Origin of the sequence: Gillisella taibaishanensis (assembly GCF_001938985.1) — a bacterium.
Taxonomy (GTDB): Bacteria; Pseudomonadota; Alphaproteobacteria; order Rhizobiales; family Rhizobiaceae; genus Allorhizobium; species Allorhizobium taibaishanense.
The window spans coordinates 169627-189513 of record NZ_MKIN01000023.1 but is presented as its reverse complement, the minus strand read 5'-3'; the positions used below and the strand labels follow the sequence as shown (position 1 = coordinate 189513).

At 60.3% G+C, this 19887-nt stretch carries 18 protein-coding genes; 9 read left to right on the top strand and 9 right to left on the bottom strand.

Annotation, left to right across the window (positions count from 1 at the left end; genetic code table 11):
- Positions 1-289: 289 nt before the first annotated feature.
- Positions 290-1468, top strand: a complete 1179-nt coding sequence (rlmN, locus tag BJF91_RS17710) for a 23S rRNA (adenine(2503)-C(2))-methyltransferase RlmN (RefSeq protein WP_234801667.1) — start codon at positions 290-292, stop codon at positions 1466-1468.
- Between the two features lie 69 nt (positions 1469-1537).
- Entirely contained in the window at positions 1538-1666 is a 129-nt protein-coding gene (locus BJF91_RS25440; RefSeq protein ID WP_267890169.1) for a hypothetical protein, read from the top strand.
- Between the two features lie 17 nt (positions 1667-1683).
- Here the strand turns inward: BJF91_RS25440 and BJF91_RS17705 are convergent, their stop codons facing one another.
- Together BJF91_RS17705 and BJF91_RS17700 are read right to left on the bottom strand one after the other, a co-directional pair.
- Positions 1684-2325 carry a LysE family translocator gene (locus BJF91_RS17705; protein ID WP_075615862.1) on the bottom strand — a complete coding sequence of 214 codons (642 nt, stop codon included), beginning with the start codon at positions 2323-2325 and terminating at the stop codon, positions 1684-1686.
- Between the two features lie 86 nt (positions 2326-2411).
- Complete coding sequence (locus BJF91_RS17700; protein WP_075615861.1) at positions 2412-3266, bottom strand: SDR family NAD(P)-dependent oxidoreductase; 855 nt, start codon at positions 3264-3266, stop codon at positions 2412-2414.
- Positions 3267-3593: 327 nt separating this feature from the next.
- Between BJF91_RS17700 and BJF91_RS17695 the strand changes: the two genes are divergently transcribed.
- Positions 3594-4817 carry an argininosuccinate synthase gene (locus BJF91_RS17695; RefSeq protein WP_075616076.1) on the top strand — a complete coding sequence of 408 codons (1224 nt, stop codon included), beginning with the start codon at positions 3594-3596 and terminating at the stop codon, positions 4815-4817.
- A 59-nt stretch (positions 4818-4876) separates the two neighbouring features.
- Here the strand turns inward: BJF91_RS17695 and BJF91_RS17690 are convergent, their stop codons facing one another.
- A complete protein-coding gene (locus tag BJF91_RS17690; RefSeq protein ID WP_075615860.1) occupies positions 4877-6055 on the bottom strand; it encodes a multidrug effflux MFS transporter in 1179 nt (392 codons plus the stop codon).
- A 285-nt stretch (positions 6056-6340) separates the two neighbouring features.
- Between BJF91_RS17690 and BJF91_RS17685 the strand changes: the two genes are divergently transcribed.
- The 5 genes from BJF91_RS17685 (at position 6341) to ppa (ending at position 13531) form a co-directional block, all read left to right on the top strand.
- A complete protein-coding gene (locus tag BJF91_RS17685; protein WP_075615859.1) occupies positions 6341-8407 on the top strand; it encodes a M3 family metallopeptidase in 2067 nt (688 codons plus the stop codon).
- Between the two features lie 137 nt (positions 8408-8544).
- Positions 8545-10125 (top strand): alkaline phosphatase D family protein, encoded by a 1581-nt coding sequence (locus BJF91_RS17680; protein ID WP_075615858.1) that lies wholly within the window; start codon positions 8545-8547, stop codon positions 10123-10125.
- 159 nt (positions 10126-10284) lie between these two features.
- The gene (typA, locus tag BJF91_RS17675; RefSeq protein WP_075616075.1) at positions 10285-12114 is read left to right on the top strand and encodes a translational GTPase TypA; all 1830 of its coding nucleotides are present in this window, start codon (positions 10285-10287) and stop codon (positions 12112-12114) included.
- Between the two features lie 257 nt (positions 12115-12371).
- Positions 12372-12878, top strand: coding sequence for a GNAT family N-acetyltransferase (locus BJF91_RS17670; RefSeq protein WP_075615857.1), 507 nt, complete (start codon positions 12372-12374; stop codon positions 12876-12878).
- A 125-nt stretch (positions 12879-13003) separates the two neighbouring features.
- On the top strand, positions 13004-13531 hold the full coding sequence (gene ppa / locus BJF91_RS17665) for an inorganic diphosphatase (protein WP_075615856.1): 528 nt from the start codon (positions 13004-13006) through the stop codon (positions 13529-13531).
- 6 nt (positions 13532-13537) lie between these two features.
- On the opposite strand, the gene BJF91_RS17660 is transcribed toward ppa, so the two are convergent.
- Both BJF91_RS17660 and BJF91_RS17655 read right to left on the bottom strand, forming a co-directional pair.
- Positions 13538-13858: a DUF167 domain-containing protein gene (locus tag BJF91_RS17660; protein ID WP_075615855.1), complete on the bottom strand. Its 321-nt coding sequence runs from the start codon at positions 13856-13858 to the stop codon at positions 13538-13540.
- 2 nt (positions 13859-13860) lie between these two features.
- Positions 13861-14154 carry a YggT family protein gene (locus BJF91_RS17655; RefSeq protein WP_407639896.1) on the bottom strand — a complete coding sequence of 98 codons (294 nt, stop codon included), beginning with the start codon at positions 14152-14154 and terminating at the stop codon, positions 13861-13863.
- 140 nt (positions 14155-14294) lie between these two features.
- Here BJF91_RS17655 and BJF91_RS17650 point away from each other — a divergent pair, with 140 nt between their 5' ends.
- A complete protein-coding gene (locus BJF91_RS17650; RefSeq protein WP_075615853.1) occupies positions 14295-15533 on the top strand; it encodes an MFS transporter in 1239 nt (412 codons plus the stop codon).
- Between the two features lie 5 nt (positions 15534-15538).
- Here BJF91_RS17650 and BJF91_RS17645 read toward each other — a convergent pair whose 3' ends face one another.
- From BJF91_RS17645 to BJF91_RS17630, 4 genes are read right to left on the bottom strand one after another with little or no spacing between them, the layout of a single operon-like run.
- Entirely contained in the window at positions 15539-16303 is a 765-nt protein-coding gene (locus tag BJF91_RS17645; RefSeq protein ID WP_075615852.1) for a glutamine amidotransferase, read from the bottom strand.
- Positions 16293-16817, bottom strand: coding sequence for a tellurite resistance TerB family protein (locus tag BJF91_RS17640; RefSeq protein WP_075615851.1), 525 nt, complete (start codon positions 16815-16817; stop codon positions 16293-16295). The genes BJF91_RS17645 and BJF91_RS17640 overlap by 11 nt, the downstream gene beginning before the upstream one ends.
- 9 nt (positions 16818-16826) lie before the next feature.
- A complete protein-coding gene (locus BJF91_RS17635; RefSeq protein ID WP_075615850.1) occupies positions 16827-18383 on the bottom strand; it encodes a heme biosynthesis protein HemY in 1557 nt (518 codons plus the stop codon).
- An 11-nt stretch (positions 18384-18394) separates the two neighbouring features.
- The gene (locus BJF91_RS17630; protein WP_162843885.1) at positions 18395-19735 is read right to left on the bottom strand and encodes a COG4223 family protein; all 1341 of its coding nucleotides are present in this window, start codon (positions 19733-19735) and stop codon (positions 18395-18397) included.
- Positions 19736-19887 lie beyond the last annotated feature (152 nt).

Here is a 19887-nt window from a genome sequence, read left to right as displayed (position 1 = left end):
GGGGATGACGCGGCGGCAATTTGATGCTAAAGGCGCGGCAAATGCGGTCTTGAAGGCCGTCGCGCGGTTGTCTGCGGATGACGGCGCCTGAGGCTTAAAGCGTTACAGCGTCCTTTGCGCGTTTTGATAAAATGGGCGGCGCTGTAGTTTCTTGAACACGATAATGTTGAAAATGGAGCGCAGCCGCCGTCCGTCAGGATGCGATGGACGCCTCTGGTTTTGATGAGGTAAAGCGATGGCTGCCACGGAAATCATCATCGAGCGGACGGCATCCGCGCGCCCCGCCGCCATGGCTGGGGTGCCCAAGCCGACATTGATCGGCCAGACTCGTGAAGAGATGGGTGAGATGCTGCGTGGTGTCGGCGTGCCTGACAAGCAGATCCGCATGCGTGTTGCGCAATTGTGGAACTGGATCTACGTGCGCGGCGTCTCTGACTTCGACCAGATGTCCAACGTCGCCAAGGACCTGCGTGAGAAGCTGAAAACCGCATTCACCATCGCCCGGCCCGAAATCGTCGAAGAGCAGGTGTCCAACGATGGCACCCGCAAATGGTTGCTGCGCTATCCGCCGCGCGGGGCCGGCCGGCCGGTTGAAGTAGAATGCGTCTATATTCCGGAAGAGGGACGCGGCACGCTTTGCGTTTCCAGCCAGGTCGGCTGTACGCTCACCTGTTCTTTCTGTCATACCGGCACCCAGAAACTGGTGCGCAACCTGACGGCAGAAGAAGTCTTGTCGCAATTGCTGCTTGCGCGAGACCGGTTGGGCGATTTCCCGGATCGTGATGCGCCCGTCGGCGCCATGGTGCCGAATGAGGGCCGCAAGATCACCAATATGGTGATGATGGGCATGGGCGAGCCGCTCTATAATTTCGAGGAAGTGAAAAAGGCGCTGCTGATTGCCTCCGATGGCGATGGCTTGTCGCTGTCCAAGCGCCGCATCACGCTGTCGACCTCTGGCGTCGTGCCGGAAATTTACCGCACCGGCGACGAGATCGGCGTGATGCTGGCGATCTCGCTGCATGCGGTGCGCGACGATCTGCGCGACATTCTGGTGCCGATCAATAAGAAATATCCGCTCAAGGATCTGATCGAGGCCTGTCGCAACTATCCGGGCCTATCGAATGCCCGGCGCATCACTTGGGAATATGTGATGCTGAAGGATATCAACGATAGTCTCGAAGACGCCAAGGGCCTGATCCAGCTGCTAAAGGGCATTCCGTCCAAGATCAATCTGATCCCTTTCAATCCCTGGCCCGGCACCAATTACCAGTGTTCGGACTGGGACCAGATCATGAAATTCGCTGATTTCATCAATTCGGCCGGCTATGCCTCGCCGATCCGCACGCCGCGCGGCCGCGATATCCTGGCCGCCTGCGGTCAGTTGAAGTCGGAGTCCGAGCGGATGCGCAAGACCGAGCGGCTGGCCTATGAGGCGATGATGATCGTCGGCCACGGCGAGGACGATTGAGCGCTAGAGTTTGTCAGGGAAAAGTGGAGTTCACCTGCAAGCTCTTAAGATTTTGACAGGTCTTAGGCCATGGGCACGGAGCAGTTTCTAACGATGCTGATCATGCCGGTCGGTGGCTTGATGATCGGCTTCGTTATGCTTTTCATCACCCGCAAAGACCGTATCGATAGCGAGAAGACGCGCAAGCCCGTCCATTGACTGGTAACGCGTGGCAGTTAACGCGCCTGAGTCATCAAGATCTTCGCTGCGAAAACGGAAAACACGCCTGCGAAGGTGTAATCCATTCCCCGTAAAACCTTCGGATTGCTTTGCAGCCAGCCGGCGAGCTTGTCGGCGGCGAGCACGATGGCGATCGTCACCGGTAGCGATATCAGCATGAACCAGAAGCCGAGAAAGATCAGCTTGCCCGTGACATTGGGATCATGGGCCGTCACGAATTGCGGCAGGAAGGTCATGAAGAAGATGATGACCTTGGGATTGAGCAGATTGACCCAGATCCCGTTCAGAAAGGCTGCCTTGGCGTTGCCTTTCACGCCAGCCTCGGGCTTGGCCACAAATTTCGAGCCGTGGCGAACGGCTTGAAAGGCCAGCCATGCCAGGTAGGCCGCGCCGCCGCTTTTCAGGATCAGGAAAGCTGTCGGCGACGCCACGATCAGGGCCGAAACGCCGAATGCGACCAGCAGCGTGTGAACGGTGATGCCGATGTTGGTGCCGATCAGCACGGCCAAGCCCGCCATGCGTCCATCGCGCAGCGCACGACTGATTGAGAGCGTCATATCCGGTCCGGGCGTTGCTGCCAGAAGAAGGCAGGCGGCGCTGAACACGAGAAGGGTCGGCAGATCGGGGATGAAGGACATGGCAAACTCGCGAATAAGCCCGGCAGGATGCCTATATCCTTACCGGGCTGGTTTCGCTTTGCCAATAAGCCTGTTTGGCCCGGCCCCTATTTGGCCAAATGCCCCTTGAAGGCCTCGGCATAGTCAGGATGCCAGCGCGACAGTGGCGGGCGATTTTCGATGATGTCGCCAGCGGCCCAGGCGATGCGCTTTTCGTCCGTTGCTCTGTCAACATCGTTGTCCGGGCAGAGAATGTAGAAATCACCGCGCGTCAGGCTCTCAAGCATGAAATCCACCGTCTGTTCCGGTGTCCAGGCTGCATCCGGCTTGGACGGGCGGCCGTTGGCGGTCAAGCCGGTGAAGACGAAGCCCGGGATCAGCAGATGGGCGCTGACATTGCAATCAGGCGTGTTGCGCAATTCGTGTTGCAGGGCTTCGGTAAAGGCTTTGACGCCGGCCTTGGCAACGTTATAGGCTGGGTCGCCGGGTGGTGTGGTGATGCCTTGCTTGGAGCCGGTATTGACGATGATTGCCGGGTCTTTGTGAGCGATCATATCGGGGCCGAAAACCCGGGTGCCGTGGATGACGCCCATCAGGTTGACGGCAAACACGTTTTCCCAATTAACCTGTGGGCCAAACAGACTGCTGCCGGGCTGGATGCCGGCATTATTCATCAGCAGATGCACGCGGCCGAAGCGCTGCAGCACGGCCCGTTCCAGTGCCTCCAGTTCGTCGAGGCGGCTGACGTCGGTTTCGATCGCGACAATATCGCTTTCGGGATGTTCCGAGACGGCGGCAACTTCGCTGCGAGCATTGGCAAGCGCATCGCCGCCGAGATCGGCGAGAACCACGCACATACCCTTGATGGCGAAAGCCTTGGCGGCGGCAAGGCCGATGCCGGAGGCTGCCCCGGTGACAACGGCCACCTTGCCCTTGGCAATTACCGAGTGAATGTCGGTCATGTCTTGCTCCTTTGATGGTTGAAAGGGTACGCTTGCGTCAACAATGAAAACCCCTCCAAATCTACCGTTTCAATGCAATTCCAGGCTGAAATCACTGATATTGCCCGTCGTATTGTCGCAATGCTGACCATCGGCATATGGGCCTTGGGGTTCCCAAGTCAAATTCTTGTGGTCATTTCCCAATCGTCTGGGCCTACTCAAGGATCTGCTCAACAAAGCCGGCTGCGGGGCTTGGGCCTTGCATGGCGCGTCAATCCGGCTAAAAGTGCCTCCAACCCAAGGAGGCCCGGTTGAGTGGCCTCGCCCAGACATACGGACTTCGATATCATGGCACTTCCGAAAGACGTCAAAAAGGTCGTCCTCGCCTATTCCGGCGGTCTCGACACCTCGATCATCCTGAAATGGCTCCAGACCGAACTCGGTGCTGAAGTCGTGACCTTCACCGCCGATCTCGGCCAGGGTGAAGAGCTGGAGCCGGCCCGCAAGAAGGCGGAGATGCTGGGCATCAAGGAAATCTTCATTGAGGACGTGCGCGAAGAATTCGTGCGCGATTTCGTCTTCCCGATGTTCCGCGCCAACGCCGTCTACGAAGGCGTCTATTTGCTCGGCACCTCGATCGCACGGCCGCTGATTTCCAAGCACCTGATCGAGATCGCCAAGAAGACCGGCGCCGATGCGATTGCTCATGGGGCTACCGGCAAGGGCAATGACCAGGTTCGTTTCGAGCTGTCGGCTTATGCGCTGAACCCTGATATCAAGATCATCGCTCCCTGGCGCGACTGGGCCTTCAAGAGCCGGACCGATCTTCTGGCCTTTGCCGAGCAGAACCAGATCCCGGTTGCCAAGGACAAGAAGGGCGAAGCACCGTTCTCGGTCGACGCCAACCTTTTGCACTCCTCCTCCGAAGGCAAGGTTCTGGAAGATCCGTCCCAGGAAGCGCCGGAATATGTGCATATGCGCACCATTTCCCCGGAAGCTGCACCCGACAAGGCGACCGTCATCAAGGTTGGCTTTGAAAAGGGTGATGCCGTCTCGATCAATGGCGTGCGGATGAGCCCGGCAACGCTGCTGGCCGAGCTGAACGCCTATGGCCGCGACAATGGCATCGGCCGTCTCGACCTCGTCGAAAACCGCTTCGTTGGCATGAAGAGCCGTGGCGTTTACGAGACCCCCGGCGGCACCATCCTGCTGTCGGCCCATCGCGCCATCGAATCGATCACGCTCGACCGGGGTGCAGCGCATCTCAAGGACGAGCTGATGCCGCGTTATGCGGAGCTGATCTATTACGGCTTCTGGTTCTCGCCGGAGCGCGAAATGCTGCAGGCCATGATCGACAAGAGCCAGGAACATGTCGAAGGTGAAGTGACGCTGAAGCTCTACAAGGGCAATGTCATGGTCATCGGCCGCGAGAGCTCGAAGTCGCTCTATTCCGACCAGCTCGTGACCTTCGAAGACGACCAGGGCGCCTACGACCAGAAGGACGCGGCCGGCTTCATCAAGCTCAACGCGTTGCGCCTGCGCACCCTCGCAAAGCGCAATCTCGGCAAGTAAAGTCCACAGGGCATTTTTCTTCAAAGCCGTCGCCGGGCCTCCGGCGGCGGCTTTTGTCGTTATGGTTCTGCCTTCCAGGCGCGCAGGAAGCCGAGATAGGCGAAGACGGCAACGAATTCCATCAGGGGAATGATGGTGCCGAATGCGGTCAGGGGATCGCCGAGCCAAGAGGCGGCAAGCCCGCCCAGAAAGCCGCAGCCCATCTGCACGAAACCCATCAGCGCCGCAGCCGAACCCGCGAGTTTTGGATGCGGTAGCAGGCCGGCGGTGGAAATATCAGGGATGACGAAAGCGATGCCGAAGGCACAGATCCCGACCGGACCCATGACCGACAGATAGGTCGGCGTCAGCAGATGGGTGGACAGCAGGATCAGCAGCCCGCCTGTGGCGGCAAGCACCAGCCCGCAGCGCAGCGCCTGGCCCGGCCGCAGCTGGCTTGCCAAAAGCCGCAGCGCCACCGAGCCCGCGAAATAGGAACCGGTCTGCATCAGCATCCCAAGCCCGAACTGCGCCGGTGTCAGTCCGACTTTGCCGATCAAGACGAAGGGCAGCATGGTCGACTGGGCATAGAGCGCTCCTACACAGCCGCCAAGCACCAGCGCCGAGCACAGCACGCGCCGGTCGGCCACCAGTGTGGCATAGGCGCCGAGCAGCCGCGCCGGCTTGATCATACCTCGGTCCGGCACAGCGGTTTCCTTCATCAGCGCCGCGACGGCGGCGAGACTGACAACGCCGAAGCCGACCATCAAGAGAAACACCGCCTGCCAGCCGAACGCCGATAGCGCCAGTCCCCCGATCGTCGGACCGAGTGCCGGGCCGACGGCAAGCATGATGCCGATCATGTTGATGATGCGTGACGCCTGCTCGCCAATGAACTGGTCGCGCACCATGGCGCGCGACACCGTGACCCCGACAGAGGCGCCGATGCCCTGGACGACGCGCCCGGCCAGCAAAAATTCGACGGAGGGCGCAAGGGCGGCCGCAAGGCTGCCGATCAGGTAGATGCCGAGAAAGGCAAGCGTTGTCTTGCGGCGGCCAAACGCATCGGAGCAAGGACCGGACAGCAATTGTGCGCAGGCGAAACCGGCAAAATAGAGCGACAGGCTCATTTTGATCGCGGCATCTGTCGTGGCAAAGGCCTGGACCAGCTGCGGCATGGCTGGCGTGTAGATCGCCATGGACACCGGACCGATCATGGTCAGGAGCGCGCCGAGCAGCGTGGTACGGTTTTCGCTCATCCGGGCGGCGGGTGGTGCGGGCTTTGTCATGGTGAAAAGTAAGGCATCGTTGTTGGCGCAATGTGCGGGATCGGTCGCCCGGAGGCGGATCTTTAGCGAGGGTGCACTGGTAAAGCAGGCGCACGGCAATTGAAATCGAAAATGCCATCCGTTGTCACGGTCTAAGCGGTTCCAGCGCCAGCGATAGCCCGGATGACAACTGCGTAACGATGGGTTGCTGTGGGGTGACAATTGGCGGGGGCATCGCCTATATCTTTGGAGATCAATAGGAAGGATTGCTTTGCGATGACATCTCCCGACCGCGCTTTTTCCACCGTCACCGAATGGACCGGGCCGCATGGCCTGCCGAATTTCACCGCCATAAGCGACGAGGATTTCGCCCCGGCCTTCGAGGTAGCACTGGCCGAGCACGATGCTGATATCGACGCCATCGCTACGGCGACGCAAGAGCCGACGTTTGAAAACACCATCGTGGCGCTGGAAATTGCTGGCGACGGTCTGTCCCGGGTCTCGACGCTTTTCTGGAACAAGGCCGGTGCCGATACCAATCCTGTCATCCAGGCGCTGGAGCGCGAGATCGCGCCGAAAATGTCGCGCCACTATTCGAAGATCAGCATGAATGCGGCGCTTTTTGCCCGCGTCGATGCGCTCTGGGAAAAGCGCGATAGTCTGGGCCTGACGCTCGAACAGATGCGGGTGCTGGAGCGCCATTGGAAGGGCTTTGTCAAATCGGGCGCCAAGCTTGCCAAGCCTGACCAGGAGCGGCTGGCGGCGATTAACGAGCGGCTGGCCAGCCTCGGCGCCAATTTCGGCCAGAATGTCTTGGGCGACGAGACCGAGTGGGCGCTGCCGCTGTCTTCGGACGAGGACCTGGCCGGTCTTCCCGATTTTCTGCGTGACGCCATGGCTGCGGCCGCCAAGGCGCGCGGCAAGGGTGAGGCCTATGCCGTGACGCTATCGCGTTCGGTGATCGTGCCGTTCCTGACCTTCTCTGAACGTCGCGACCTGCGCGAAACTGCCTTCAAGGCCTGGGTGGCGCGCGGTGAAAATGGCGGTGAGCGCGACAACCGCGCCATCGTCACCGAAACGCTGAAGCTGCGGGCCGAGAAAGCCGGCCTGCTCGGCTACGCGAATTTTGCGGCGCTAAAGCTCGACAACACCATGGCTAAAACCCCCGACGCGGTGAACGGTCTGCTGATGCAGGTCTGGGAGCGCGCCGTGGCGCAGGCAGCCATTGAGGAGAAGGAGCTGGCGGAACTGATCGCCAAGGAAGGCAAGAACCACCCGGTCGCCCCTTGGGACTGGCGCTTTTATGCCGAGAAGCTGCGCTCGGAACGCTTCAACTTCTCCGAAGCGGAACTGAAGCCCTATCTGCAGCTGGAAAAGATCATCGAAGCCAGCTTTGCCGTGGCCGAAAAGCTGTTCGGCATCAAGGCCGTGCCGCTCAAGGATGTCGCGGGCTATCATCCCGATGTGCGGGTCTTCGAGATCCGCGAAGCCGATGGCACGCTTAAGGCGCTGTTCCTCGGTGACTATTTTGCACGGTCTTCCAAGCGCTCGGGCGCGTGGATGAGTTCCTTCCAGTCTCAGCACAAGTTGCCGCTCAAGAATGGGGCTCACGGCGAGCTGCCAATCATCTACAATGTCTGCAATTTCGCCAAGCCCGCCGAAGGCAAGCCGGCGCTGCTGTCGCTGGACGATGCCCGCACGCTATTCCATGAGTTCGGCCACGCCCTGCATGGCATGCTGTCTGACGTCACCTATCCCTCGGTATCCGGCACCGGCGTCTCGCGCGATTTCGTCGAGCTGCCCTCGCAGCTTTACGAGCATTGGCTGACCGTGCCCGACATTCTCAAGACCTATGCGGTGCATTACCAGACCGGTGAGGCCATGCCGCAGGCACTGCTCGACAAGGTCCTGGCGGCGCAGACCTTCAATGCCGGCTTCGACACCGTTGAGTTTACCTCGTCGGCGCTTGTCGATATGGCCTTCCACACCCGCAAAGAACCGGTGGAAGACCCGATGGCGGTGCAGGCCGAAATACTCGGCAAGATCGGCATGCCGTCCTCCATCGTCATGCGCCACGCGACGCCGCATTTCCAGCACGTGTTTTCAGGTGACGGCTATTCGGCCGGCTACTATTCCTACATGTGGTCGGAAGTGCTGGATGCCGATGCCTTCGAAGCTTTCGAGGAAACCGGCAATGCCTTCGACGCCGCCATGGCCAAGCGTCTGAAGGACAATGTCTACGCCATTGGCGGTGCCGTCGATCCTGAAGAGACCTACAAGGCATTTCGCGGTCGGCTGCCAAGCCCCGAGGCGATGCTGAAGAAGCGCGGCCTCGCCGCTTGACGCGGCCGTCTCATAAACGTGCGGTTGTCGCGAAATTTTCATGAAACTGTCACGGCGCCTTGAGGCGCCTGACATCTGCCTCTGCTCTTGTCAGCTATCGGTTCACGCGAACCGGCAAGTTTTCAAGGAGAGGTTCCATGTCCAAATCCTTTAGGGCGGTGAGCCGCCGTTCTTTCCTCGTCGGCACCGGCGCTGCCGGTCTGGCCGCCGGCTCCGGTCTGCCGCTGCCTTATTATGCCCGCGCTGCCGACCGTCCGGTCTTTACCCATGGCGTACAGTCCGGTGATGTCGACCTTCAGTCCGGGATGATCTGGACCAGGGTCGATCGGCCCTCGCGTATCATGATGGAATATTCGACCACCGAGAGCTTCGCCAACGCCGTGCGGCTTCCCCCGCTCAACGCCCTGCCGGACAGTGATTATACCGTGAAGCGGCTGCTGACCGATCTGCCTTCCGACCAGGAGATTTTCTACCGGTTCACGGCAGCCGATCTTGCCCATATCAACAGCATATCGGAGCCCATTGTCGGTCGCTTTCGCACGGCACCGGCATCGAAGCGCAATGTCCGCTTCGTCTGGTCGGGTGATACTGTCGGCCAGGGCTGGGGCATCGACGAAACCGGCATGAAGACCTATTCGACCATCGCGAAGCATCAGCCGGATTTCTTCCTGCACTCCGGCGACACGATCTATGCGGATGGCCCGTTGAAAGACGAAGTCGACCTGAAGGACGGGACCAAGTGGAAGAATGTCGTCATCAATGACGAAAAGCGCAAGGTCGCGGAAACGCTGGACGAATATCGCGGCCAGTGGAAATACAACATGATGGACAAGCATGTTCTGGCTCTGTCGGCGATCTGCCCCACCTTCTACCAGTGGGACGATCATGAGGTGACCAATAACTGGTCCTCCGGCAAGGATTTGACGGCCGACGACCGCTACAAGGAAAAATCCGTGGCGCTGCTCTCTGCCCGGGCCGGGCGCGCCTTCCACGAGATGACGCCGATCCGCTATACGCCGACCGAGCCGGGCCGTGTCTACCGCAAGATTGCCTATGGGCCGCTGGTCGACGTGTTCTTCCTCGATATGCGCAGCTATCGCGGCTCCAACCATGACGGCATGGAGACGGCACAATCGCCGGAATCGCGCATTCTCGGCGAGCAGCAGGTCGCCTGGTTGAAGCGCGAGTTGACCAACTCGACGGCGACCTGGAAGATCATCGCTGCCGACATGCCGCTCGGGCTGGTCGTCTGGAACGATTTTGCCAATCGCAAGGGCACCGAAGCCGTCGCCCAGGGTGACAATGGCGCGCCACGTGGGCGTGAACTGGAGATTGCCGAGCTTCTGCGCCACATGAAGACGACGGGCATCCGCAATACCGTCTGGCTTACCGCTGACGTTCACTACACCGCCGCTCATTACTACAATCCTGACAAGGCCGCTTTCCAGGATTTCGATCCCTTCTGGGAATTTGTATCCGGGCCGCTACATGCCGGGACGTTCGGCCCGAACGATCTCGACATGACTTTCGGGCCGGAATTGAAGTTCATCAAGGCGCCGACGACTGAGCAGGGCCAGAACCTGCCGCCCTCGGCAGGATTACAGTTTTTCGGCGTCGTCGATGTCGATGGGGCGAGCGAACAGCTCACCGTGCGGCTGATGGATCGGGATGACAACGAGCTGTACAAGGTCACGCTCGATCCGGTTCGGGGCGCCTGAATTCGGGTTATGCGGAGGGCGCAGGGCGGCAAAGCTGCTTTGCCCCTTTCGCAATTGCAAAAAACAGGCTATAGGCGCCGCAAAGTAACAGGCGCGGTCTTTGGTTTCATCATCGGCACCGGCATGGGCTTCGCGCCAGAGCCATCAGAGATCCTTATCATGAAGATTCGCAATATCGCGATCATCGCGCACGTTGACCATGGGAAAACCACGCTGGTCGACGAACTCCTGAAGCAGTCCGGTTCGTTCCGTGAAAACCAGCGCGTCGCAGAACGCGTGATGGATTCGAACGACCTGGAAAAGGAGCGCGGCATCACCATTCTGGCCAAGGCGACCTCCGTCGAGTGGAAGGGCGTCCGCGTCAACATCGTCGACACCCCCGGCCACGCCGACTTCGGCGGTGAAGTCGAGCGTATCCTGTCGATGGTGGACGGCGCCATCGTTCTGGTCGACAGCTCCGAAGGCCCGATGCCGCAGACCAAGTTCGTGGTCGGCAAGGCGCTGAAGGTCGGTCTTCGCCCGATCGTTGCGATCAACAAGATCGACCGTCCCGATGGCCGCCATGAAGAAGTCATCAACGAAGTCTTCGACCTGTTCGCGAGCCTCGACGCCACCGATGAACAGCTCGACTTCCCGATCCTTTACGGTTCCGGTCGCGATGGCTGGATGAATATCGCGCCTGAAGGCCCGAAGGATCAGGGCCTTGCCCCGCTTCTCGATCTCGTGCTCGAACACGTTCCCGAGCCGAGCGTTGGCGACGAAGACGGTGCATTCCGCATGATCGGTACGCTGCTGGAAGCCAACCCCTTCCTTGGCCGCGTCATCACCGGTCGTATCCATTCCGGCTCGATCAAGCCGAACCAGTCCGTCAAGGTTCTGGGTCAGGACGGCAAGGTTGTTGAAACCGGCCGTATCTCCAAGATCCTCGCGTTCCGCGGCATCGAGCGTACCGCGATCGATGAAGCCCATGCGGGCGATATCGTCGCGATTGCCGGCCTGTCCAAGGGCACGGTTGCCGACACGTTCTGCGACCCTTCGGTAACGGAAGCGCTGGAAGCTCAGCCGATCGATCCGCCGACCGTGACTATGTCCTTCCTCGTCAACGACAGCCCGCTGGCCGGCACTGAAGGCGACAAGGTGACGAGCCGCGTTATCCGTGACCGTCTCTTCAAGGAAGCCGAAGGCAATGTGGCGCTGAAGATCGAGGAATCGGAAGGCAAGGATTCCTTCTACGTGTCCGGCCGTGGCGAATTGCAGCTGGCCGTTCTGATCGAAACCATGCGCCGCGAAGGCTTCGAGCTGGCCGTGTCGCGTCCGCGCGTCGTCATGCACAAGGACGAGAACGGCACCCTGATGGAGCCGATCGAAGAAGTCGTGATCGACGTCGATGAAGAGCATTCCGGCGTCGTCGTGCAGAAGATGTCCGAGCGCAAGGCCGAGATGACCGAACTGCGTCCTTCGGGCGGTAACCGCGTTCGTCTGGTGTTCTACGCGCCGACCCGCGGTCTGATCGGCTACCAGTCCGAACTGCTGACCGACACGCGTGGCACGGCGATCATGAACCGCCTGTTCCACAACTATCAGCCTTACAAGGGTGAGATCAGCGGCCGTACCAACGGCGTTCTCCTGTCCAACCAGTCTGGCGAAGCCGTGGCCTATGCCATGTTCAACCTGGAAGACCGCGGCCCGATGATCATCGAGCCAGGCGAAAAGGTTTACGCAGGCATGATCGTCGGTATTCACTCGCGTGATAACGATCTGGAAGTGAACGTGCTCAAGGGCAAGCAGCTGACCAACATCCGCTCTGCCGGTAAGGACGAAGCTGTCAAGCTCACCCCGCCGATCCGCATGACGCTCGACCGCGCTCTGTCGTGGATCCAGGACGATGAGTTGATGGAAGTGACCCCGAAGTCGATCCGTCTGCGCAAGTTCTATCTCGACGCCAACGACCGCAAGCGTTTTGGCAAGGCTCGCGCCGCTCAGGGCTGAGGCCCGGCGCTGAAGCTGAGAATGCGTGCTACATCAACCCCGGCCTCGGCCGGGGTTTTTTATTATCTGGTTTTTTGTGCATGGGCCCCTGGTGGCGGCGGGCTTTGCCTGAAATCTGCGTGCGCCACTCTTGCCTGAGTGTTTAAGAAAGCGTTAATCTCGTGCTCAGGCGATGTGGCAAACGCGAGGTGGGGCGGGTTTGCAGGGGGATCAGCCCGGGCCTGACGAGATCACCCCAGTCGGATGAGAGAGACGTTATGAAGACGTTATCGATTGACGTGCGACCGGCTGCCCCGGATGACGCAAGAGCGCTTTCGCAGGCCCATCGGGAGGCTTGGCACAACAGCTATTCCGGCCTCATTCCCCACCAGGCGCTGACCCGTATGGTCGAAAGACGCGGCGAATCCTGGTGGCGCAAAGCCACCAGTGGCCCGGCAACCGTACTGGTCGTCGATATCGGCGGTGTCATCGCCGGCTACGCAACGCTCGGCCTCAACCGCGCCCGTGGCCTTCCCTATGACGGCGAGATCTACGAGATCTACATGCGGCCGGAATATCAGGGTGTCGGCCTCGGCCACACGCTGTTTCACGAATGCCGCCGCCTGCTGAAATCGCTGGGATGTCGGGGGCTGGTGGTCTGGTGCCTGGAAGATTGCACGGTCGCTGCCGAGTTCTTCCGCTCTAACGGCGGCGTCGACGGTGTCGAGGGCGTTGAAGATTTCGACGGCGTCAACCTTAGGAAGCTGGGCTTCATCTGGGCCTGAGCGACAAGCCTCACCTGTCTTTACCTTGATTTCGTCCATTCTTGGTTCTGCCGACCCAGGTGGTTGCTTTGCCTTAAGAAACCCTTTACGACACCGTGGATTTCAACCATCCCATGGGGTTAGACATGCGTATTGATGCGATCGCGATCGGTAAAAATCCGCCGGAAGATATCAACGTCATCGTTGAAGTGCCGGTCGGCGGCCAGCCGATCAAGTACGAGATGGACAAGGAAGCCGGCACGCTGATCGTTGACCGTTTTCTCTACACGCCGATGCATTATCCCGGCAATTACGGTTTCGTGCCGCATACGCTCTGCGAGGATGGCGACCCGCTCGACGTGCTGATCTGCAACACCCGGCCGCTGGTGCCGGGCTGCGTCATCAATGTCCGCCCGATCGGCGTGATGATGATGGAAGACGACGGCGGTCTCGACGAGAAGATCCTGGCCGTACCGGTGCCGAAGCTGACCCGTCGCTATGACAAGGTGCACAACTACACCGACCTGCCGGAGATCACGCTGGCCCAGATCAAGCACTTCTTCGAGCATTACAAGGATCTGGAGCCCGGCAAGTGGGTGAAGATCGGTGATTGGGGCGATGTCGATGTCGCCAAGAAGATGATCCTTCAGTCGATCGAGCGCGCCAAAAAGTAAGGCGGCTTACCGCGATGTTGCGGTGACTGCATTCAGCTTTTCTATGACATCCTCCGGATCACCATCGATCCGGAGGATTTTTTGTCTGGCGGTATCGCCGGAAACAAGGCTGATCGATGACTTGGGAAGGCTGAGCCGCTTAGCGAGCAAGGCGATCAACGCCTTGTTGGCGCGCCCCTTTTCGGGCACATCGCTGACCCTGACTTTGAGATGGGCCTCGCCATTGGCATTGGTTTCAATGCCATCAATCCCGTCGCGGCCGCCGTTCGGCGTCAATCGTACGGCAAGGCGGATATGGTCCTCGGCGCGGCGATAACACCGCTCCATGATTATCGCAGCAACATCGGGGCGATGGTGTTCCACATCAACGAGCGGATGAAGAAGATGATCAGCAGCAGGATGATTGGGGAAATATCTATGCCACCCAGGTTCGGCATGATGCGGCGGATCGGACGCAGTGCGGGCTCGGTGACATTGAACAGGAACAGGCCAACTTGATTGACAAACCGGTTGCTGGAATTGATCACGTTGAAGGCATAGAGCCAGGAGAAGATCGCGCTGGCGATCAAAATCCAGGTATAGAGATTAAGGGCGAGATCAATCGTCTGCAACAGGGCAAGCATGTCCGTCTCCATTTGCGCGTTGACAGACATGTAGAGATTGGAACGGAAACGAGCAAGTGTCGCCTTGCCAGCTATCGTTATTCATGTTTAACGCAAGTTGTGCCGTCATCGCCCCATCCAGGCGGCCAGGAAAACAGCCGATGTCCATCTCGCAGTCCGAAGATCGTTTCGCCGCCTTTCGCCATGCCGCCTATACGAAATTCTTCCTCGCCCGGTTCCTCGCGGCTTTTGCCATGCAGATCGTCAGCGTGGCTGTCGGCTGGCAGATGTATGCCGTCACCGGCAACGCGCTCTATCTCGGCTTAATCGGGTTGGTGCAGTTTCTGCCGGCGCTGCTGCTGATCCTGGTAACCGGGACGGCTGCTGACCGAATGAACCGCCGGATGATCGTTGCGATCTGCCTCGGCGTCAGCGCGGTCTGCGTTGCGCTACTGCTGGCTCTGACCATCGGCAATGCCTTCGCACCCCTGCCGGTGCTGGCGATCATGACAATTTTCGGCATTGAGCGCGCCTTTATGGGTCCGGCAGTGCAGTCGCTGGCGCCCAATCTTGTGCCGGAGCAGGACCTTGCCAATTCGTTTGCCTGGAATGCCTCCTCGTGGCAGACAGCCTCGATCCTTGGCCCGGTTGCAGGCGGTTTGCTTTACGGCGTTGGCCCCCTTGCCGCCTATATCGTGGCGCTGGTCTTCATGGCGGCCGGCACTCTATTGGTTCTCCTGGTGCCGAAACCTGCGCAGCGGAGTGCAAACGAGCCGAAGACCTGGACTTATCTGTTGGCTGGCTTCAAATTCATCCGGCATGAAAAAGTGGTGCTTGGTGCGATCTCGCTGGATCTGTTTGCCGTGCTGCTTGGCGGCGCCGTGGCGCTGATGCCGGTCTATGCGTCCGACATTCTAACCATGGGACCGATGGGGCTTGGCATCCTGCGCTCGGCACCAGGCGTCGGCGCCATTGCCATGGCAACCTTCCTCGCGACCTTCCCGATCAAGCATCGCGCCGGTACGATCATGTTCATCGGCGTGGCGATTTTCGGGATTGCCACCGTGGCTTTCGGGATTTCCAAGGTCTGGTGGGTTTCGGCCCTGGCGCTGGCCGTCATGGGGGCAGGGGACATGATTTCGGTCTATGTGCGCGAAACGCTGCTGGCGCTCTGGACGCCGGATCAGGTGCGCGGCCGGGTCAATGCTGTCAATTCCGTCTTCATCGGCGCATCCAACGAGCTTGGCGAGTTTCGCGCCGGTACCATGGCGCACCTGATCGGCCCGGTTGCGGCGGTCGTTGTCGGCGGGGTAGGGACGCTGGCGGTCTCGATCATCTGGGCAATGACCTTCCCGAAGCTGCGCACCATTGATACGCTGGAAGCGCCGGATAAGGCCTGATGTGGTTAAGCCTGCCTTCGCGAGGCTTGCTCTTGCGAGCCAAGGTTCTGCGCTTCCTCGGCAAAGACCAGATCGAGAAACTCGGACAGCCATGCCTTTAGCGGCGCATCGAACAGCATCCGACCTTCCAGATGCGCCCGGCCGGGCTGGGCATTGGGCATGGTAAAGCGTTCGGCGCCATGCACTACCCAACGCTGCATCATGGCGCGGGTCAGTTCGGCGTGGAACTGTACGCCGAAGGCTTTATCGCCGTAGCGGATGGCCTGATTAGGATAGATATCGCCTGTCGCAAGCAGTGTCGCGCCATGGGGCAGCTCGAACCCCTCGCGGTGGAAATGATAGACCATCTTTGGCCATTTCATCAGTAGCCGGCCGTGGTTGGTCGGCTGGATGGGATACCAGCCGATCTCCACCAGTTCGCGCTCATGCGCCTTCACCTTGCCACCGAGATGGCGGACCAGCATCTGCGCGCCCAGGCAGATTCCGAGATAAGGCCGGTTTTCCTTCAGCGGCACCGAAATCCAGTCGATCTCATCATGCACGAATCGATCAGGATCGTTGGCACTCATCGGGCCGCCGAAGACGACGGCGCCGCTATGGCCGTTTAAGGTCTTCGGAAGCGGATCGCCGAGCGCAGGCCGTCGGATATCGAGGGGAAAGCCTTTTTCGACAAGAAGCTGGCCGACACGACCGGCGCTCGAGCGTTCCTGATGCAGGACGATGAGGATCGGACGGCGCGTCGGCACGGCTCTTGCCGGATCATGAAGCATCAGGCTGTTCCGGCTGCTGATCTCCATTCTGGTTATCGGCAGCAGCACTGTCATTCGTCTGGCCGGCTCGTTTCGCGGCCTTCTGCCTGGCAAGAACTCGATCCCGATCGGATACGCCGAGCAGGTCGGCGACACGCCAGAGAATATGATCTTCCATCTCGTTGCGCACACCGTCGGCATAGACGATGTCCCAGAGCACGCTGACCAGTTCCAGACGCTGGTTCTCGGTTAACCGCCGCTTCAATTCCGAGGTGAAGTGATAGTAGTCGACCGCTTCGCTTTCTGCTTGCTGGCCGGCCTCCATCAGCGCATCGATCTTGCCGCGGTCGAGGTCGTAATGCTCCCGGATGCTCTTTTTGAGGATCTTTCGTTCGGCGGGGCTGATAGTGCCATCGGCTTCCATCACCTGAAAACAGAGGGCAACGATCAGCACCCGCGTGTCATTGCCATCGAATTCACTGCCCGGATCGCCGGCGATGATGCTTTGAAAGAAGCTGTTGAGGCGTTCCAGCATGAAGGGTCCTTAAAAGAGGTTGAGTCTTGTCTTTTCGTCCTGGGCCTTGCTGCCGTCGCGCACACCCGGATCATCAGGTGCGCCGCCGAAGAAGGGCTCGGGTTCTGCCGTTCCCGGCGCAGTCTTGGCTGGAGGTGAAACCGGGGCAACTGGCTTTGCCGGCTCGGGCGCGGGCGTCGGCTTGTTTTCGCGCGCCTGATGCGGTTGACCAAGCGGAGGCAGTTCAGCAAGGGCGCTAGCGCCACTGACGACCGTTCCTTCTTCGACCGGGCCTGACAGCTGGGCGTAAGGGATCTTCCACTCAAAAGCGTCCAGCTTTCCGCTGACGGGAGAATAGGGCAGCCAGGTTTCCGAAACCTGGCCGTCGGCCACCCATGCGGGATCGCGCGGTGCCTTCAATGCCTGGCTCATCCAATATCGGATGCGGGCCTGATCGCCGGTTTCGGCATCCTCGATATCGGCCAGCAGCAGGAACATCCGCTCGCTCGCCTGCATGCGGGCAGCGCCTTCTGCCTTGGCGCGGGCCTTGCCGAAATCGCGCGCTTCCAGCGCCATTTCGGCAACGATGAGCAGGGAGTAGATATTGTTTGGCTTAACCTGTTCCAGCCGCTCGGCTCGCTTCAGCCGATCGACGGCACCGTCGCCGCCGCGCGCCTGAACATACAAGCTGGCAATTTCAGGATGCGGTGATAGCTTCCAGGCAGCTTCCAGAACCGATGCCGCCTTGCGCAGGTTGTCTTCGCGCAGGTAAGCGCGGGCGGCGGTCAGTGATGCGGGAATCAGGTCTTTGGCGAGCTTCAGCGCGCTCGTGGCATTGTCGCGGGCCGCTGCCGGATCGCCATCCAGTTGATCCATTGCCTTGGCGGTCAGCAGCACTGCCTTCAACCGGTCAGCTTCCGCCCGGGTCAGAACACCGGCGACGCGCTGCTGGTCGAGCAGATGAATGGCGTCGCTCCAGGCGCTGGTCTGGCACCGATATTCCAGCGCTGCCTTGGCCGCCCAAGGTAGGTAGGGGGCGTCTTCGGCTGCCCGTTCGGCATATTGGCGGGCTGCTTCGTGTGCGCCCGCGCGCGTTGCCTCAAGATAGAGGCCGCGCAGGCCGAGTTCGCGGGTCTCCGGGTCGGCGACCATCTGCTCGTACATGCGCCGGGCATCATCATGCTTGCCTTCAATCAGGGCGGCCTGGGCTTCCAGCACCATGATCAGCGGTTCCTGATCGGCGCGGATCAAGCCGCGGGCGCGGGCACTCATCCGTCGCGCCAAGGCGGCATTGCCGGCGCCAGCGGCGATCAGGCCCGTGGAGATTGCCTGATAGCCGCGATCGCGCTTGCGGGCGCGGAAATAGCGGCGCACTGAATGCGGCGAGGTCCAGAGCGTGCGCACCAGCCACCAGGCGATCATCACGATAGCGACGATGGCGACGATCAGGGTGGCGGCAGCCGTCAGGCTCATTTCGATCAACTGGCCCTGCCAGACGATCTGCAATTCGCCGGGACGATCCGCCAGCCAGGAAAAGCCAAAGCCGAGAGCGAGAACAACAAGGATATAGACGACAATACGAATCATGGTGCCTGTCCTTATCCCTGCCGTCCGGCGACAGCGCGCGCCAGCGCGTCGGAAACCTGGTTTTCAACGGTGATGCGGGCGTCGAGCGCTTTCTTGAAGGTGGCGGAGACGTTGCGTCCGGCTTCCGGCAGGCTTTCCCATTCGGCTGCAGCACCCTTCAGGTCGCCATTGCGGATCTTGTCCTCGATGCGCGCGACAATCGCCGAGGCGCTATCGCCTTCGACGTTGCCGACCGGCCGCACCTTGACGACAGACAATGCGCTTGCCCAAAGCCGTTCGCCGATATTGGCGCTTTCGGCCGGTGCGTTGATGGTGGAGAGGATCTTGTCGGCCACCGGTCCGAATTGCCGCAGCAGTTCGGTACGCGAGGTGACGCCGGTCGTCGCGTATGGTTCAAGGGCTGCTACTGCCGTGTCTTCCGGCGCTATGCTACCGAGCGTGCGCAATTCGGCAAGGAAGGGACCGCCACGGTCGGCGGCGGTCTTCAAGGCCGAGGCGGCAATGGCGCGGGCGACTTCGATATCGTCGCGCGGCCTATTGATCTTGGTTTCGATGGCGCCGACCTTGTCGGTGAGTTCCGTCTGGCCCTCGGTCAGCTTTTCGGTGCGGCCAGCCAGTTCCGATTTCAGCTGATCGATTGCCTGGTTGGCACCAGCGAGCTTGGCCTGCAAATCGCTGACGGTGGCCGGATCGACGCCGGGCTGCTGCTGGCGATTTTCCAACTGCGCAAGCCGTTGTTCAAGCGCAGAGACATCGGCAGGAGCGGAATTTGCAGCGGTGCCGGCCTTCAACTGCTCGATTTCGGTGGAAAGCGATGCCAGGCGCTGGTCGGTGGCGGTCTTGGAGGTTCCGGAGCCAGCAGATGGAACGATACCGGCATATTGCAGAGCGCCTGCGCCGAGAAGCGCGATCAATCCGCCGACAATGCCGGCAGCGATCAAGCCTGACATGGCGGGTGAGGAAGCTCTGTGGTTGGAGTCCAAAGGCGAAGAATTGGATGCGTCCGAGGGTGGAGCTGGCTCATCGGGCGGTGGTGGCGAGAAGGCAGAGCTTGCACTGCCGAAGTGGACGTCACCCTTGCCCTGATCTTCCGTGCCTTCAGCCTTAGGCTCCTCGGCTGACGTGTGTTCGTTCTCGATGGCTTCCTTGACCGTTTCGGCATCACGCGCATCTGGCACTGCATCCGAAAGCGTAGCGGTCTCTTCAACGGTTTCCGTTGGAGCAACCGACTCGGCCCTTGTCTGATGCGATTGCATCTCGTGAGGCTGATGGTCCGAAACGGATGATGAAACGGAAGCTGCCTCGGTCGTGCCGTTGTCCACCCCGGCACTCTCAGCGGCCACCTCGGTCATGTTTGCCTCTTTTGCGGATTTTTCAGCGTCGATTTCGCTGCTCTGCGGCCCGTTTACCGGCGTTGCGGTCAAGTCGATGGTTACCGGCTCTCCGGTGCTTTTGGAGCGGCGTGGGGGTTTTCCGGAAACCATGGCAACCTCGCTTTCAATGA